Origin of the sequence: Micromonospora sp. LA-10 (assembly GCF_051853095.1) — a bacterium.
Classification (GTDB): Bacteria; Actinomycetota; Actinomycetes; order Mycobacteriales; family Micromonosporaceae; genus Micromonospora; species Micromonospora echinospora_A.
In genome coordinates this window covers 2,037,693-2,050,510 of the sequence record NZ_CP195710.1, presented here as the reverse complement: position 1 = coordinate 2,050,510, position 12,818 = coordinate 2,037,693, and the positions used below count along the sequence as shown (strand labels likewise).

Here is a 12,818-nt window from a genome sequence, read left to right as displayed (position 1 = left end):
CGCGCACGCCGCAGCGCGCCACCGCGCCCGGCCGTGCGCCACCGCGCCCGGCCGTGCGCATGCAGCGCTCAGCCGCGCGCGGAGATCTGCTGCACCGCCCACTCGTTGCCGTCCGGGTCGCGGAAGAAGACGAAGCCGACGTTGTCCAGCGGGTGCGGCACCGGGCGTGGGTTCTGGCCGAGCACCTGGATCTCGCTGACCTCGACGCCCCGGCCGACCAGCTCGGCGTGCGCCCGCTCCAGGTCCGGCACGACGAGTTGCAGGCCCTTGAGCGAGCCCGGCGGCATCTCCGGTACGACGCCCCGGCCGAGGACGACAGAGCACCCGGAGCCCGGGGGCGTGAGTTGCACGATCCGCCCTGCCCCACCCAGATCGGTGTCGTGGTCGACGGCGAAGCCGAGCCGTTCGGCGTAGAACTCCTTGGCCCGGTCCACGTCGGAGACCGGCACGACCACTACTTCCAGCGTCCAGTTCACGATGTCGCTCCTGTCGTCGCAATGGTGTGCAGTACGGCGGTGAGCCGGTCGTACGACTCGCTCACGCCGCGGGTCATCGGGTAGCGCAGGACCGTGTCGCGGCCCTGCGTGGTGGCGTACCGCAGGTGGGTGACGACTGTGGTCCGGCTCGCCGAGCCGGTGAAGTCGTGGCGCACGAGCGTCTCGCCCGGGTAGGACTGGTCGTCGAAGAGTTCGGTGCAGACCAGGCGCGCCGGCACGTCGATCTCCCGGTACGTGCCGCCCTGTGCCATCAGGTCGGCGTCCGGCCCGCGGGAGACGAACCGCCAGCGCCCGCCCACCCGCAGGTCCACCTCGCACTCGACGAGGTGCCAGCCGCGCGCGCCCCACCAGCGCATCAGCAGCTCGGGGCGGGTGAAGGCGGCGAACACGAGGTGCCGGGGTGCGGCGAAGTCGCGGCTGAGCCGGATCTCCCGGTCGCCGTGCAGGGTCACGGCCAGCCCGTTCACCGCTGCTCCTCCGCGGTCAGTTCGGCGAGCACCTCGTCCAGGCGCGCGTAGCTCTCGGCCCAGTAGTCCCGGTAGTCCGCCAGCCACGCGACGGCCTCCCGCAGCGGCCGGGCGTCGAGCCGGCAAGGGCGGCGCTGCGCGTCCCGGCCCCGGGTGACCAGGCCGGCGCGTTCGAGCACCTTGAGGTGCTTGGAGACGGCCGGCTGGCTCATCGCGAACGGTTCGGCCAGCTCGGTGACTGTGGCCTCGCCGGCGGCGAGCCGGGCGAGGATGGCCCGCCGGGTGGGGTCGGCGAGCGCGGCGAAGGTGGCGTCGAGCAGATCCGGGGGCACGTTCATAACCTCCTGGTTGTGTAACCATTCGGTTCTATACGGCGCGAGCGCCCGGGTCAAGCACGACAGGCCCCGGCGAACCGCCGGGGCCTGTCGGGGCAGGGGTGGATCAGCAGGCGTACGCCTCCAGGCGGTTCGCCCGCTCCGGGTCGCGCAGCTTCAGCAGCGTCACCTTCTCGATCTGCCGGATCCGCTCCCGGGACAGCCCGAACTCGCGGCCCACCTCGTCCAGCGTGCGCTGCCGGCCGTCGTCCAGGCCGAAGCGCAGCCGGATCACCGCCTGCTCCCGCTGGGACAGCGTGGCCAGCACGATCCGGACCTCGTTGCGCAGCTCGCCGTTGCTGGCGGCGTCGCCCGGCTCGGTACGCGGGTCGACAGCGGCGACGAAGTCGCCGAGCGCGCTCTCGCCGTCCTCGCCGACGGCCTGGTCCAGGCTGACCGGCTCCCGGTCGTACGAGATCAGCTCGATCACCTGGAACTCGGGGATCTCCAGCGCCTTGGCCACCTCGCTCACTGTGGGCTCGCGACCCAGCGACACGGACAGCTCCCGGCGTACCCGGACCATCCGGTTGACCTGCTCGACCATGTGCACCGGGATGCGGATGGTGCGGGCCTGGTCGGCCATGGCGCGGGTGATGGCCTGGCGGATCCACCAGGTGGCGTAGGTGGAGAACTTGTAGCCCTTGGTGTAGTCGAACTTTTCGACGGCGCGGATGAGGCCGAGGTTGCCTTCCTGGATGAGGTCGAGGAAGGCCATGCCGCGACCGGTGTAGCGCTTGGCGATGCTGACCACCAGCCGCAGGTTCGCCTCCAGCAGGTGGTCCTTGGCGGCGCGGCCCTCGGCCGCGATCAGCGCCAGGTCCGCGCGCAGCTCGGCGGAGACGGGGGTGCAGGTGGCCAGCTTCTCCTCGGCGAAGAGGCCGGCCTCGATCCGCTTGCTCAGCTCGACCTCCTGCGCCGCGGTGAGCAGCTTGGTGCGGCCGATGCCGTTCAGGTACGCCCGGACCAGGTCAGTGGAGACGCCGCGCTCGTCGGTGGCGTCGAGGTCCGTGAGGGTGACGTCCATGTCCTGGTGCTCGATCATCTGCTGGGTCATCTCTGTTCTCCCCGTGTCCGACGTGCCTACCGGTCTCCTGCCGCCCACGCGGTGGTGGCCGATGACAAACAGCTTGGCGGTCGGGGCGTGAGACGGGAGTGAGGCGATCGGGGAACCGACAGGAATCCGGTGTGGAATCCGGCCTTCGCTTGCCCGGCGCGGTTACCGTGCCAGCGACCGGCCGTCGGGGCCGGACCCCGAACTGACGATCGGAGAACGTGGTGGTCTTCAAGCGGCTCATGCAGGCGATGGGTGTGGGCGGACCGTCGGTGGAGACGGTGCTGGCCAACCCGAACTGTCGTCCGGGCGGCGTCCTGGAGGGCCAGATCCAGGTGGTCGGCGGCGACCACGCGGTGGACGTGAGCTACGTCGCGCTCGGTCTGGTCACGCGGGTCGAGGTGGAGAGCTCCGACACCGAGTACGACGTCAACCAGGAGTTCGGCCGGGCCCAGATGACCGGCGCGTTCCGGCTGGAGCCGGGGCAGCGTTACGACGTGCCGTTCCGCTACCAGGTGCCCTGGGAGACGCCGCTCACCGACCTGTACGGCCAGCACCTGCACGGCATGACCATGGGTCTGCGTACCGAGCTGGAGGTGGCCCGGTCGGTGGACAAGGGCGACATGGACGCCGTGTCGGTGCACCCGCTGCCCGCCCACGAGCGGCTGCTGGAGGCGCTGCTGCGGCTGGGCTTCCGCTTCGCGCGCGCCGACGTCGAGCGGGGGCACATCTACGGCGTACGCCAGCAGTTGCCCTTCTACCAGGAGATCGAGTTCTACCCGGCGCCGCAGTACGCGGGCGCGATGAACCAGCTGGAGGTCACCTTCGTCACCGACCCGCAGCAGGTGCACATGGTGCTGGAGCTGGACAAGCGGGGTGGCCTGTTCACCGAGGGCCGCGACGCGTTCGGCCGGTTCACAGTCGACCACGCCACTGCCGACCGGACCGACTGGGCCGCCCAGCTCGACGGCTGGCTGCGGCAGTCGCTGTCCCGGCGAGGGCTGTTCTCCTAGAGATCGAGCACGAGGGTACGGGGACCGACGTTGACGCTCTCCACGAGCATGTGGGCACGGAAGCGGCCGGTCTCCACCTTCGCGCCCCGGGCGCGCAACTGTTCGACCACGGCGTCCACCAGGGGTTCGGCCACCTCGGCGGGCGCCGCGGCGGTCCAGCTCGGCCGCCGGCCCTTGCGCGCGTCGCCGTAGAGCGTGAACTGGCTGACCACCAGCAGCGGCGCGCCGACGTCGGCGGCGCTGCGCTCGTCGTCGAGGATGCGCAGCTCGTGCAGCTTGCGGGCCATCGTGGCGGCCACCTGCGGGGTGTCGGTGTGGGTGACGCCGAGCAGCACCAGCAGGCCGTCGGCGATCTCGCCGGTCACCTCGTCGTCGACAGTCACCCGGGCCCGGCCGACGGTCTGCACCACTGCCCGCATCAGTCGGTCACCGGCTCGACGATGCCGCGCTCGACCAGGTGCGCGACGATCGGCCCGGCCGCCTCGGCCAGTTCGTCCGGCGCCACGTCGTGCGCGGCGGCCAGCAGGGCGAGCTGGTCGCGCAGCGGCAGCCGGCCGTCGGCGCCGCCGACCAGGGCGAGCACCAGCGGGTCGATCTCCTCCGACCAGCGCAGCCCGCGCGGCATGGCCAGGACCTGCCGGTCCACCGCCCAGCCGTCGTCGCCCATGGTGGCCTCCTGCCGCAGCTGGAGCCCGTCGGCGGCGCGGTAGCGGGCGGCGAGCAGGCCCTCGGTGTCCCGGGCGCGCAGCCAGTCCTGCCGGGCGAACCACTCGCCGATCCGGTCGCCCAGCGGCGGCTCGACGCGCTGGCGCAGGTCCTCCACGCGGACGATCGGCTGCTCGTGGCCGGAGCGGCGCAGCGAGACGATGCCGAAGCCGATCGCCTCGACCTTGTGCGCGTCGAACCAGTCCAGCCAGGACGCCATCCGCTGCGGGTCGGCGCTCTCGCCGACGTCGGTCAGCCACAGGTTCACGTACGCCATCGGGTCGGCCACCTCGCGCTGGATGACCCAGGCGTCCAGGCCGGTGCCGGCGAACCAGCCGGTGACCCGCTCGGCCCAGTCCTCGCCGGTGACGTGCACCCAGTTCGCCAGGTACTGCATGGTGCCGCCCTCGGTGAGCAGGTCCGGCGCGGCGGCGGCCAGCTCCGCGCCGATCGCGTCGCCGACCCGCCCGGAGTCGCGGTAGACGTGCGTGGTGGTGCCCGGCCCGACCACGAAAGGCGGGTTGCTCACGACCAGGTCGAAGCGGCGCCCGGCCACCGGGGCGACCATGTCGCCGCGCAGCAGCTCCCAGTCCTGCCCGTTGAGGGCGGCGGTGGTGGCGGCGAAGCGCAGCGCCCGCTCGGAGACGTCGGTGGCGGTGACCCGGCGGGCGTGGGTGCCCAGGTGCAGCGCCTGCACGCCGGAGCCGGTGCCGAGGTCGAGCGCGGTGTCCACGGTCGGGCGTACCGCGGCCGAGATCAGCGTCTGGGCGGCGCCGCCGATGCCCAGCACGTGCTCGGCGTGCAGCGGCCGACCGGGCCGGGCGCTGGCGGGCACGTCGGCGAGCACCCACCAGTCGTCCCCGTACGGCTCCAGGTCGATTCCGGCGCGCAGGCCGTCGCCGTGCCGCTCGACGATGCCCCCGGCCAGCGCCTCGTCCAGCGCCAGCGGGGCCAGCGCGTCGGCCACCGCCGCCTCCGGCTCGGTCTGGTCGCAGATGAAGACGCGGATCAGCGTGGCCAGCCGGTCCCGGTCCTCGGTGGCGCGCAGCGCGGCCCGGTAGTCGTTGCGGGCCACCGCGCCGGTGCCCTGCGGGCCGAGCCGGTCGGCGATGCCGTTGGCGGTGAAGCGGGCAAGCGTGAGCGCGGTGCGCAGCGCGTCGACCCCGGTGGGGGAGAGCAGCATGTCGTGACGGTTCACGTGCTCATCCTGCCTCGGCCGCGGTCCGCCGTGACGCGCACCCGCCGATCCATAACGTGGACCGCATCTATAGGCAGCTATCTCTTTCATGTCTATCGATCTCTGGCTAGCATTCCTGCCAACATCCGTCGATGGGGTGATCCGGGCACAAACCGGGCCGCCCCGGTAGGGAGTCCAGACGATGCCCGACGTGTCCCTTCCCCGGCGGCGCGCGCTGCGTGCGCTCGCCGTCACGGCCGCCGCCGCGGCCTTCGCCGCCGCCGCCTCCACCCCCGCTCTCGCCGCGCCCACCGGGGAGGTCCGGTACGCCGGCGCCGCCGACGCCGTCAGCGGCAGCTACGTGGTCGTGCTCAAGGGCGACGCGGTCGGCACCGCGAACACCCTCGCCGCCCGTACCGCTGTGCCGGACCGGGCCGCCGGCCTGGCCAAGCGCTACGGCGGCAACGTCGGCACGGTGTGGAGCTCCGCTCTCACCGGCTACAGCGCGAAGATGACGCCCGCCCAGGCCCGCCGGCTCGCCGCCGACCCGGCCGTCGCGTACGTCGAGCAGGACCGCGTCATGACCACCCAGGGCACCCAGACCGGGGCCACCTGGGGTCTGGACCGGATCGACCAGCGCAACCTGCCGCTGAACAGCACCTACACCTACCCGAACACCGCCAGCAACGTGCGCGCCTACATCATCGACACGGGCATCCGCACCACGCACAGCGACTTCGGCGGCCGGGCCACCTGGGGCACCAACACGGTCGACACCAACAACACCGACTGCAACGGCCACGGCACGCACGTCGCCGGCACCGTCGGCGGCACCAAGTACGGCGTGGCCAAGAGCGTGCGCCTGGTGGCCGTCAAGGTGCTCAACTGCTCCGGCAGCGGCACCACCGCCGGCGTGATCAGCGGCGTCAACTGGGTCACCTCGAACGCGGTGAAGCCGGCCGTGGCCAACATGAGCCTCGGCGGCGGCGCCAGCAGCACGCTGGACAACGCGGTGGCCAACTCGATCAACTCCGGCATCACGTACGCGCTCGCGGCCGGCAACTCCAGCGCCAACGCGTGCAACTCGTCGCCGGCCCGGGTCGCCTCGGCGATCACGGTGGGCGCCACCACCAGCACCGATGCCCGTGCCTCCTACTCGAACTACGGCTCCTGCGTGGACATCTTCGCCCCGGGCTCGTCGATCACCTCGGCGTGGCGGACCAGCGACACCGCCACCAACTCGATCAGCGGCACGTCGATGGCGTCCCCGCACGTGGCCGGCGCGGCGGCGCTCGTGCTGTCCGCGAACACCTCCTACACCCCGGCTCAGGTGGCCAGCTACCTGACCAGCAACGCCACCACCGGCAAGGTGACCAGCCCGGGCTCGGGCTCGCCGAACCGGCTGCTCTTCGTCGTCAACTGACGACACGGTGACCTGACCACACCGTGGGCCGCGGCCCGGTGGACCTCCCAGGGGTCCGCCGGGCCGCGTCACGTCGTCGGGGAGTCGGCGCCCCGACCGCCGGACGGGACGGCACTATGGTTCCCATGACGCTCTCCCTGCCCATCGACCCGCAGGCGAACGAACTGCTGGCGCGCAGCCCGCTGGCCCTGCTCCTCGGCATGGTGCTGGACCAGCAGGTGCCGATGGAGAAGGCGTTCTCCTCCCCGTACGTGCTGGCGCAGCGGCTCGGCCACGAGCCGGACGCCGCCGAGCTGGCCGGGTACGACCCGGAGGCGCTCGTGGAGCTCTTCGCCCGTCCGCCGGCGCTGCACCGCTTCCCGAAGGCGATGGCGGCCCGCGTGCAGGAGGTGTGCCGGACGCTCGTCGAGCGGTACGACGGCGACCCGGCCCGGCTCTGGTCGGACGTGACCGACGGGCGGGAACTGCTGCGCCGGGTCGGTGAGCTGCCCGGGTTCGGCCGGCAGAAGGCGCAGATCTTCGTCGCGCTGCTCGGCAAGCGGTTCGGGATCACCCCGGACGGCTGGCGCGAGGCGGCCGGCGACTACGGCGACGCGGACGCCCACCGGTCGGTCGCGGACGTGACCGATCCGGAGTCGCTGCGCCGGGTACGCGAGTTCAAGCAGCGGATGAAGGCGGAGGCGAAGGCCGCGAAGGGCTGATCCGCGGCCCGCCGCCGCAACCGGCCCGCCGCCGGCGTCGTTTGTTGCCAGGACGGGGGACGGGGGCGACGATGGCCGAGCAGCGGGGCGGGGCGCTGCTGCGTACCGCGTCCAGCCCCGGCCGGGCCACCTTCCTGGAGCTCTTCTTCGACCTGGTCTTCGTGTTCGCGCTGACCCGGGTCTCGCAGCGCCTGATCGACGGCATCGACGGCTCGGCCGGCGCGGTGGCCGCCGACGTGGGCCGGACCCTGCTGCTGTTCCTGGTGCTCTGGCAGGTCTGGACGATCACCACCTGGGTCACCAGCCGCTACGAGCCGGAGCGCGTCGTCATCCAGGCGGTGGTGGTCGGCACCATGTTCGGCAGCCTGGTGCTGGGCGTGACGCTGCCCCGCGCCCTGGAGGAGCGGGCGCTGCCGTTCGCGCTGGCGTACGTGGTGGTGATGGTCGGCCGGCCGCTGCTGATCGCGGTGGCGTTGCGCGCCCACCCGCGGCGGCTGGTCCCGGTGCGGCTTGCCGTCTGGGCGGGGGTCAGCGCCCCGCTGTGGATCGCCGGCGCGCTGATGCCCGGCCCGCGCCTGGCGCTGTGGGTGGTCGCGCTGGCGGTGGACCATCTCGGCACGCTGCTGGGCTGGCCGTTGCCGTGGCTCGGGGCGTCCCGCATCCGGCAGTGGCGTGTCGCCGGGGAGCACCTCGCCGAGCGCTACCAGCAGATCTTCCTCATCGCGTTGGGCGAGTCGATCCTGGTGATCGGCGTGACCTACAGCGGAGAGGAGTTCTCCGGCGAGGCGGCCACCGCGTTCGCGCTCTCGTTCGTGATCACGGCGTTGCTCTGGCGCATCTACTTCCACCGGGCCGGCCACCTGCTGGTGGAGGCGTTGCGGACGGCCGGCACGCCGGGGCGGCTGGCCGAGTCGGCGGCGCAGACCCACCTGTTCATGGTGCTCGGCGTGATCGGCGCCGCAGTCGGCTACGAGCTGGTCATCGCCCACCCGTACGACACGGCCCGGCCGAACTGGCTGGTCTTCGTGGTGGGCGGCCCGGCGCTGTTCCTGGCCGCCCGCTCCCGGTTCGAGTACGAGATCTTCGGCCGGGTGTCACGCCCCCGGCTGGCCGGGCTGCTGGCCCTGCTGCTGCTCCTGCCCGCGTTGGTGACCGTGCCGGCGATGGTCGCGCTCGGCGCGGTGGCCGTCGTGCTGGCGCTCGTCGCGCTCGCCGACGCCCGCCGGGCCTGGCACCGGCCGCCGGAGTCCTCCGCCTCGCCGATCGGCCGGGAGACGCTCGGCGAGGGCGGCCCCGAGGCGTGAGCCGTCAGGCGGCGGTCGGGCGGGACAGCGACGCCAGCGCGCGGCGTACGTCGGCCAGCGAGACGGTGGCCGAGTCGTCCAGGTCGGCCAGGCCGGCCTCGATCCACTGCCGCATCAGCGTGGTCACGCCGATGCCGCGCGCGTCGGCGGCGGCGCGGACCCGCTCGTACGTCTCAAGCGGCAGCCGGACCGACCGGCTGACCATCGGCACGTCGGTGTCGGGGGTGGGCAGTTGCGCCGGTGACGTGTCGTCGATCAGGTCGGCGAACGCGTCGCCCCCGGCGTGGAACCGCTTGGTCGCCTCGTCACGGTGCATTGTGACCGCCTCCTCGTCGGCGTGAGTTCCGCACCGCCTCGTCGTAGCGCTTGGCCTCGACGTCGCTCAGTTCGCGGGCGGAGAGGATGTCCCAGTCGTTGTCGGTGCCGTCGGCCTCGGCCAGCAGCACGGCGAGCCGCCGGCCACGGTGCTCGGTGGCGTAGACCACCATCACGTCGTCGCCGAGGTGCCGGATGACCCGGTGCCTGCTGTGCAGGGCCTCCCAGACTTCCCCGGGTGTGACGTCGTAGACCCGCAGGTTCGCCAGCGCCTCGTCGGTGAAGCTGAACCGGTTGGCCACGGATCGAAGCGTACCACGCACGTAACACGCGACCGGTCGTCACGAATTTCGCCGATCATCCGTCCGGAGTGACAGGATGAGCCGTATCCCCTCGTAGGAGGTCCGTGGTGAAGCGTCAGGCGTACCAGCCGATTCTGATCACCGACGCCCCGCGCAGCCAGGACGACCAGCTCAACAGCCGGCAGAAGCGTTACGTGCTGATGATGGCCATCCGGGTCGCGTGCCTGGTGGCGGGCGCGATCCTGGTCGGCGCGAAGGCACCGCTGCTCTGGCTCTGGCTGCCGTTGTGCGCGCTCGGCATGGTGCTCGTGCCCTGGCTCGCCGTGCTGCTCGCGAACGACCGGCCGCCCAAGGAGGAGCACCGGCTGGCGAACCGGTTCCGCCCGCGGCACCAGGACGAGCCCGACCCCACGGCGCTGACCACGCAGGAGCACCCGCACAAGATCATCGACGCCGAGCCCTGACCGGCCCGGGCGGAGCGCCACCCGGACCGGCCGCCCGGATCAGGGGGTGGGGCGGGCGCCCACTGTCGTCACCGCCAGCGCGCCCAGGTCGCCGGCGCGGGCCAGCGCCGCGCGCGGATCGGCGCCGGCCAGCCAGGCGGTGAGCAGCCCGGCCGCGAACGCGTCCCCGGCCCCGGTCACGTCCACCACGTCCACCCCCGGCGCCGGGGCGAACTCCACCACGCCGCCGCGCTCCACCCAGACCGCGCCGGCCGCGCCGCGCTTGACCACCACCCGGTGCGCCACCGCGGTCAGCGCCCGGGCCTGCGCCGCCGGGTCCAGCCCGCCGGCCAGCACCGTCGCCTCGTCCGTGTTGACCAGCAGCAGGTCGACGTCGCGTACCCAGGTCAGGAACGCCCCGCCGACGCGCCGCAGCGGCGCCGCGGACGCCGCGTCGACGCTGACGGTCAGCCCGCGCGCGCGAGCGGTGGCCAGCGCGCGCAGGCCGGCGCCGCGCGACCCGACGTCCAACAGGGTGTACGCGGACAGGTGCAGATGCCCGGCGTCGGGCGCCGCGGCCAGCGCCGCGTCCACGTGCGCGGCGGTCAGCCGCAGGTTCGCGCCCCGCTGGCTGACCATGGTCCGCTCCCCGTCGTGGGTGAGCACGATGACGGTGCCGGTCGGGTAGCCCTCGTGCCGCTCCACCGCGCAGTCCACACCGATGCGGGTCAGCTCGGCCACCCGATCCCGGCCGGTCTCGTCGTCACCGACGGCGGCGACCAGCGTCACCGCCGCGCCCTGCCCGGCGAGCCAGGCCGCGGTGTTCGCCGCCTGCCCGCCGCCGCTGAACCGGATCCCGGCCGCGGTGTCCGAGCCGGTGGCGAGCGGCCCGGACAGGACCGCGAGCACGTCGGTGATCACGTCACCGACGACGACTATCCGCGGCGCGGCGCTCATGAGGTGGCGGTGGAGCGGGTCGCCGCGGCTACCGCGATCCGGGCCGCGAGGTCGGCGTTGCGCAGGATGATCCGGACGTTCACCGCCAGGCTGGCGCCCTCGGTGGCGGCGTGGAAGTGCGACAGCAGGAACGGCGTGACCGCCTTGCCGGTGACCCCTTCCCGAGCCAGCGCGGCCAGCCCTTCGGCGAGCGTGCGGTCGTGCAGCGCCGGGTCGAGCTGCTCGTCGGCGGGCAGCGGGTTGGCCACCACCAGACCGCCGTGGTGCACGCCGTGCGCCGCGCGGGCGGCCAGCACGTCCGCCACCTGCTCCGGCGACTCGACCGACCAGTCCAGGTCGAAGCCGGCGTCGGTGAGGTAGAAGCCGGGGAAGCGGCGGGTGCGGTAGCCGACCATGCCCACCCCGAGCGTCTCCAGCCGTTCCAGCGTGGCGCCCACGTCGAGGATCGACTTCACCCCGGCGCAGACCACCGCGATCGGGGTCCGGGCCAGCGTGACCAGGTCGGCCGACTCGTCGAACGTCTGCGCCGCCTCCCGGTGCACGCCGCCGAGCCCGCCGGTGGCGAACACGCCGATCCCGGCCGCTGCCGCGACCGCGCTGGTGGCCGCAACGGTGGTGGCGCCGTCCGCGCCGGTGGCCGCCGCCGGGGCCAGGTCGCGGACCGAGAGCTTGCTCACGCCGTCGACAGTCGCGAGGCGGGTGAGCTGGGCGTCGTCCAGCCCGACCCGCAGCTCGCCGGCGACCATGCCGATGGTGGCCGGCACCGCCCCCGCGTCCCGTACCGCCTGCTCGATCTCGCGCGCCACGCGCAGGTTGTCCGGCCGGGGCAGCCCGTGCGAGACGATCGTGCTCTCCAACGCCACGACCGGACGGCCGTCGCGCAGGGCGTCGGCCACCTCACTACCGAGACTGATGTGAAAGTTGGTCACGTCGGCTACCGTACGGGCCGCTCCCGCCCGGGGCCCAGGTGGACCAGGACGGACCGACCTGCAAAACTGGAACGCCGGAGGTGGAGTCGTGAGCACAGAGATTCTCGAGCGTCCCGAGCTGAAGGACGCGGACACTGGTCCGGAGATGTTCCACTACGTCCGCAAGGAGAAGATCGCCGAGAGTGCCGTCATGGGCACCTACGTGGTCGCGCTCTGCGGCGAGACGTTCCCGGTCACCAAGGCGGCCAAGCCGGGCTCCCCGGTCTGCCCCAAGTGCAAGGAGATCTACGACTCGTACCGCGAGTGATGCCGGTCGGCGTCGCGGCCCGCGCACGTAACCTGCGGCGGTGACCACCTCCACCGCCCTGCTCCTCGCCGACCTCACCGGCGTGGCGGTCTTCGCCGCCTCCGGCGCCTCCGCGGCGGTGGCGAAACGGCTCGACCTGTTCGGCGTCGTCTTCGTCGGCGTGGTCGCCGCGCTCGGCGGCGGCATCTTCCGCGACCTGGCGATCGACGAGGTTCCCCCGCTGGCGTTCGCCGACTGGCGGTACGCCGCCACCGCGTCCCTCACCGCCGCCGCCGTGTTCTGGCTGCACCCGCAGCTCGCCCGGCTGCGCACCACGGTGCTGGTGCTCGACGCCGCCGGCCTCGGCCTGTTCACAGTCATCGGCACGCTCAAGGCCCTCGACGCCGCCGTGCCGCCGGTCGGCGCCTGCATGATCGGCATGCTCACCGCAATCGGTGGCGGGCTGGGCCGCGACCTGCTCACCGGCGAGATCCCGGTGGTGCTGCGCCGGGAGATCTACGCCCTCGTCGCGCTCGCCGGAGCGGTCACCGTGGCGCTTCTGTCGGCCTCGGGACAGGCGACCGCCGCGCCGCTCACCGCCGCCGCCCTGCTCGTGTTCGGGCTGCGCCTGATCGCGCTGCGGCGGCGCTGGTCCGCGCCCGTGGCGACGCTGCGGCCGCCGCAAACCGGCACCCGGGGACCACTGCCCTGACCGCCGTGCGCCGGGGTGGGCGGATGTGACAGGCGTGGCGTCGGCTGGGGCGTACGGCCCGCGCTGGTTATGCTGAACCGGCCTTCGCGGCACCGGATGCGCGAGGGCGTTTTCATGGGCGGCGGCTCCCGTGGCCCCGGTCGGGCCCGCCGCCGTCCGCGG

The 12,818-nt window shown here is 73.2% G+C and carries 17 protein-coding genes; 7 read left to right on the top strand and 10 right to left on the bottom strand.

Annotated elements, in window-relative coordinates; genetic code table 11:
• Nucleotides 1-68: 68 nt before the first annotated feature.
• The 4 genes from ACSDG8_RS09520 to sigB all read right to left on the bottom strand — a co-directional run bounded on the left by ACSDG8_RS09520 (nt 69) and on the right by sigB (nt 2,392).
• On the bottom strand, nt 69-476 hold the full coding sequence (locus tag ACSDG8_RS09520) for a VOC family protein (protein WP_210893082.1): 408 nt from the start codon (nt 474-476) through the stop codon (nt 69-71).
• Nucleotides 473-964, bottom strand: a complete 492-nt coding sequence (locus ACSDG8_RS09515; protein WP_210893080.1) for an SRPBCC family protein — start codon at nt 962-964, stop codon at nt 473-475. The genes ACSDG8_RS09520 and ACSDG8_RS09515 overlap by 4 nt, the downstream gene beginning before the upstream one ends.
• The gene (locus ACSDG8_RS09510) at nt 961-1,302 is read right to left on the bottom strand and encodes an ArsR/SmtB family transcription factor (protein ID WP_210893078.1); all 342 of its coding nucleotides are present in this window, start codon (nt 1,300-1,302) and stop codon (nt 961-963) included. Before ACSDG8_RS09510 ends, ACSDG8_RS09515 begins: the two co-directional genes overlap by 4 nt.
• Before the next feature lie 103 nt (nt 1,303-1,405).
• Nucleotides 1,406-2,392 (bottom strand): RNA polymerase sigma factor SigB, encoded by a 987-nt coding sequence (sigB, locus tag ACSDG8_RS09505; protein WP_210893075.1) that lies wholly within the window; start codon nt 2,390-2,392, stop codon nt 1,406-1,408.
• A gap of 221 nt (nt 2,393-2,613) precedes the next feature.
• Between sigB and ACSDG8_RS09500 the strand changes: the two genes are divergently transcribed.
• Nucleotides 2,614-3,402 (top strand): sporulation protein, encoded by a 789-nt coding sequence (locus ACSDG8_RS09500; RefSeq protein ID WP_210942883.1) that lies wholly within the window; start codon nt 2,614-2,616, stop codon nt 3,400-3,402.
• On the opposite strand, the gene dtd is transcribed toward ACSDG8_RS09500, so the two are convergent.
• Both dtd and ACSDG8_RS09490 read right to left on the bottom strand, forming a co-directional pair.
• Nucleotides 3,399-3,821: a D-aminoacyl-tRNA deacylase gene (gene dtd, locus ACSDG8_RS09495; RefSeq protein WP_013474500.1), complete on the bottom strand. Its 423-nt coding sequence runs from the start codon at nt 3,819-3,821 to the stop codon at nt 3,399-3,401. The two genes, ACSDG8_RS09500 and dtd, sit on opposite strands and share 4 nt — an antisense overlap.
• Nucleotides 3,821-5,305, bottom strand: coding sequence for a DUF7782 domain-containing protein (locus ACSDG8_RS09490; protein WP_439427816.1), 1,485 nt, complete (start codon nt 5,303-5,305; stop codon nt 3,821-3,823). Before ACSDG8_RS09490 ends, dtd begins: the two co-directional genes overlap by 1 nt.
• A gap of 181 nt (nt 5,306-5,486) precedes the next feature.
• Here ACSDG8_RS09490 and ACSDG8_RS09485 point away from each other — a divergent pair, with 181 nt between their 5' ends.
• From ACSDG8_RS09485 to ACSDG8_RS09475, 3 genes are all read left to right on the top strand, one after another.
• Complete coding sequence (locus ACSDG8_RS09485; protein ID WP_210893070.1) at nt 5,487-6,707, top strand: S8 family peptidase; 1,221 nt, start codon at nt 5,487-5,489, stop codon at nt 6,705-6,707.
• Nucleotides 6,708-6,823: 116 nt separating this feature from the next.
• Nucleotides 6,824-7,408 (top strand): HhH-GPD-type base excision DNA repair protein, encoded by a 585-nt coding sequence (locus ACSDG8_RS09480; protein WP_400326391.1) that lies wholly within the window; start codon nt 6,824-6,826, stop codon nt 7,406-7,408.
• A gap of 71 nt (nt 7,409-7,479) precedes the next feature.
• Entirely contained in the window at nt 7,480-8,712 is a 1,233-nt protein-coding gene (locus ACSDG8_RS09475; protein WP_210893066.1) for a low temperature requirement protein A, read from the top strand.
• A gap of 4 nt (nt 8,713-8,716) precedes the next feature.
• Here ACSDG8_RS09475 and ACSDG8_RS09470 read toward each other — a convergent pair whose 3' ends face one another.
• Nucleotides 8,717-9,028, bottom strand: a complete 312-nt coding sequence (locus ACSDG8_RS09470) for a hypothetical protein (protein WP_013284778.1) — start codon at nt 9,026-9,028, stop codon at nt 8,717-8,719.
• Entirely contained in the window at nt 9,018-9,329 is a 312-nt protein-coding gene (locus ACSDG8_RS09465; RefSeq protein ID WP_210893064.1) for a hypothetical protein, read from the bottom strand. Before ACSDG8_RS09465 ends, ACSDG8_RS09470 begins: the two co-directional genes overlap by 11 nt.
• Nucleotides 9,330-9,436: 107 nt before the next feature.
• Here ACSDG8_RS09465 and ACSDG8_RS09460 point away from each other — a divergent pair, with 107 nt between their 5' ends.
• On the top strand, nt 9,437-9,793 hold the full coding sequence (locus tag ACSDG8_RS09460; protein WP_210942884.1) for a DUF3099 domain-containing protein: 357 nt from the start codon (nt 9,437-9,439) through the stop codon (nt 9,791-9,793).
• 39 nt (nt 9,794-9,832) lie between these two features.
• Here ACSDG8_RS09460 and ACSDG8_RS09455 read toward each other — a convergent pair whose 3' ends face one another.
• Both ACSDG8_RS09455 and ACSDG8_RS09450 read right to left on the bottom strand, forming a co-directional pair.
• Complete coding sequence (locus ACSDG8_RS09455; protein WP_210942867.1) at nt 9,833-10,729, bottom strand: carbohydrate kinase family protein; 897 nt, start codon at nt 10,727-10,729, stop codon at nt 9,833-9,835.
• Nucleotides 10,726-11,658 (bottom strand): pseudouridine-5'-phosphate glycosidase, encoded by a 933-nt coding sequence (locus tag ACSDG8_RS09450; RefSeq protein ID WP_210942868.1) that lies wholly within the window; start codon nt 11,656-11,658, stop codon nt 10,726-10,728. Before ACSDG8_RS09450 ends, ACSDG8_RS09455 begins: the two co-directional genes overlap by 4 nt.
• Before the next feature lie 88 nt (nt 11,659-11,746).
• Here ACSDG8_RS09450 and ACSDG8_RS09445 point away from each other — a divergent pair, with 88 nt between their 5' ends.
• Nucleotides 11,747-11,965: a DUF3039 domain-containing protein gene (locus ACSDG8_RS09445; RefSeq protein ID WP_091419950.1), complete on the top strand. Its 219-nt coding sequence runs from the start codon at nt 11,747-11,749 to the stop codon at nt 11,963-11,965.
• A 40-nt stretch (nt 11,966-12,005) separates the two neighbouring features.
• The gene (locus ACSDG8_RS09440) at nt 12,006-12,656 is read left to right on the top strand and encodes a trimeric intracellular cation channel family protein (protein ID WP_210893056.1); all 651 of its coding nucleotides are present in this window, start codon (nt 12,006-12,008) and stop codon (nt 12,654-12,656) included.
• The last annotated feature ends 162 nt before the right edge of the window (nt 12,657-12,818 follow it).

Coding starts and splice junctions, on each gene's coding strand:
- ACSDG8_RS09470 (WP_013284778.1), bottom strand. CDS start 9,028: ATGCACCGTGACGAGGCGACCAAGCGGTTCCACGCCGGGGGCGACGCG.
- dtd (WP_013474500.1), bottom strand. CDS start 3,821: ATGCGGGCAGTGGTGCAGACCGTCGGCCGGGCCCGGGTGACTGTCGAC.
- ACSDG8_RS09455 (WP_210942867.1), bottom strand. CDS start 10,729: ATGAGCGCCGCGCCGCGGATAGTCGTCGTCGGTGACGTGATCACCGAC.
- sigB (WP_210893075.1), bottom strand. CDS start 2,392: ATGACCCAGCAGATGATCGAGCACCAGGACATGGACGTCACCCTCACG.
- ACSDG8_RS09480 (WP_400326391.1), top strand. CDS start 6,824: ATGGTTCCCATGACGCTCTCCCTGCCCATCGACCCGCAGGCGAACGAA.
- ACSDG8_RS09475 (WP_210893066.1), top strand. CDS start 7,480: ATGGCCGAGCAGCGGGGCGGGGCGCTGCTGCGTACCGCGTCCAGCCCC.
- ACSDG8_RS09485 (WP_210893070.1), top strand. CDS start 5,487: ATGCCCGACGTGTCCCTTCCCCGGCGGCGCGCGCTGCGTGCGCTCGCC.
- ACSDG8_RS09510 (WP_210893078.1), bottom strand. CDS start 1,302: ATGAACGTGCCCCCGGATCTGCTCGACGCCACCTTCGCCGCGCTCGCC.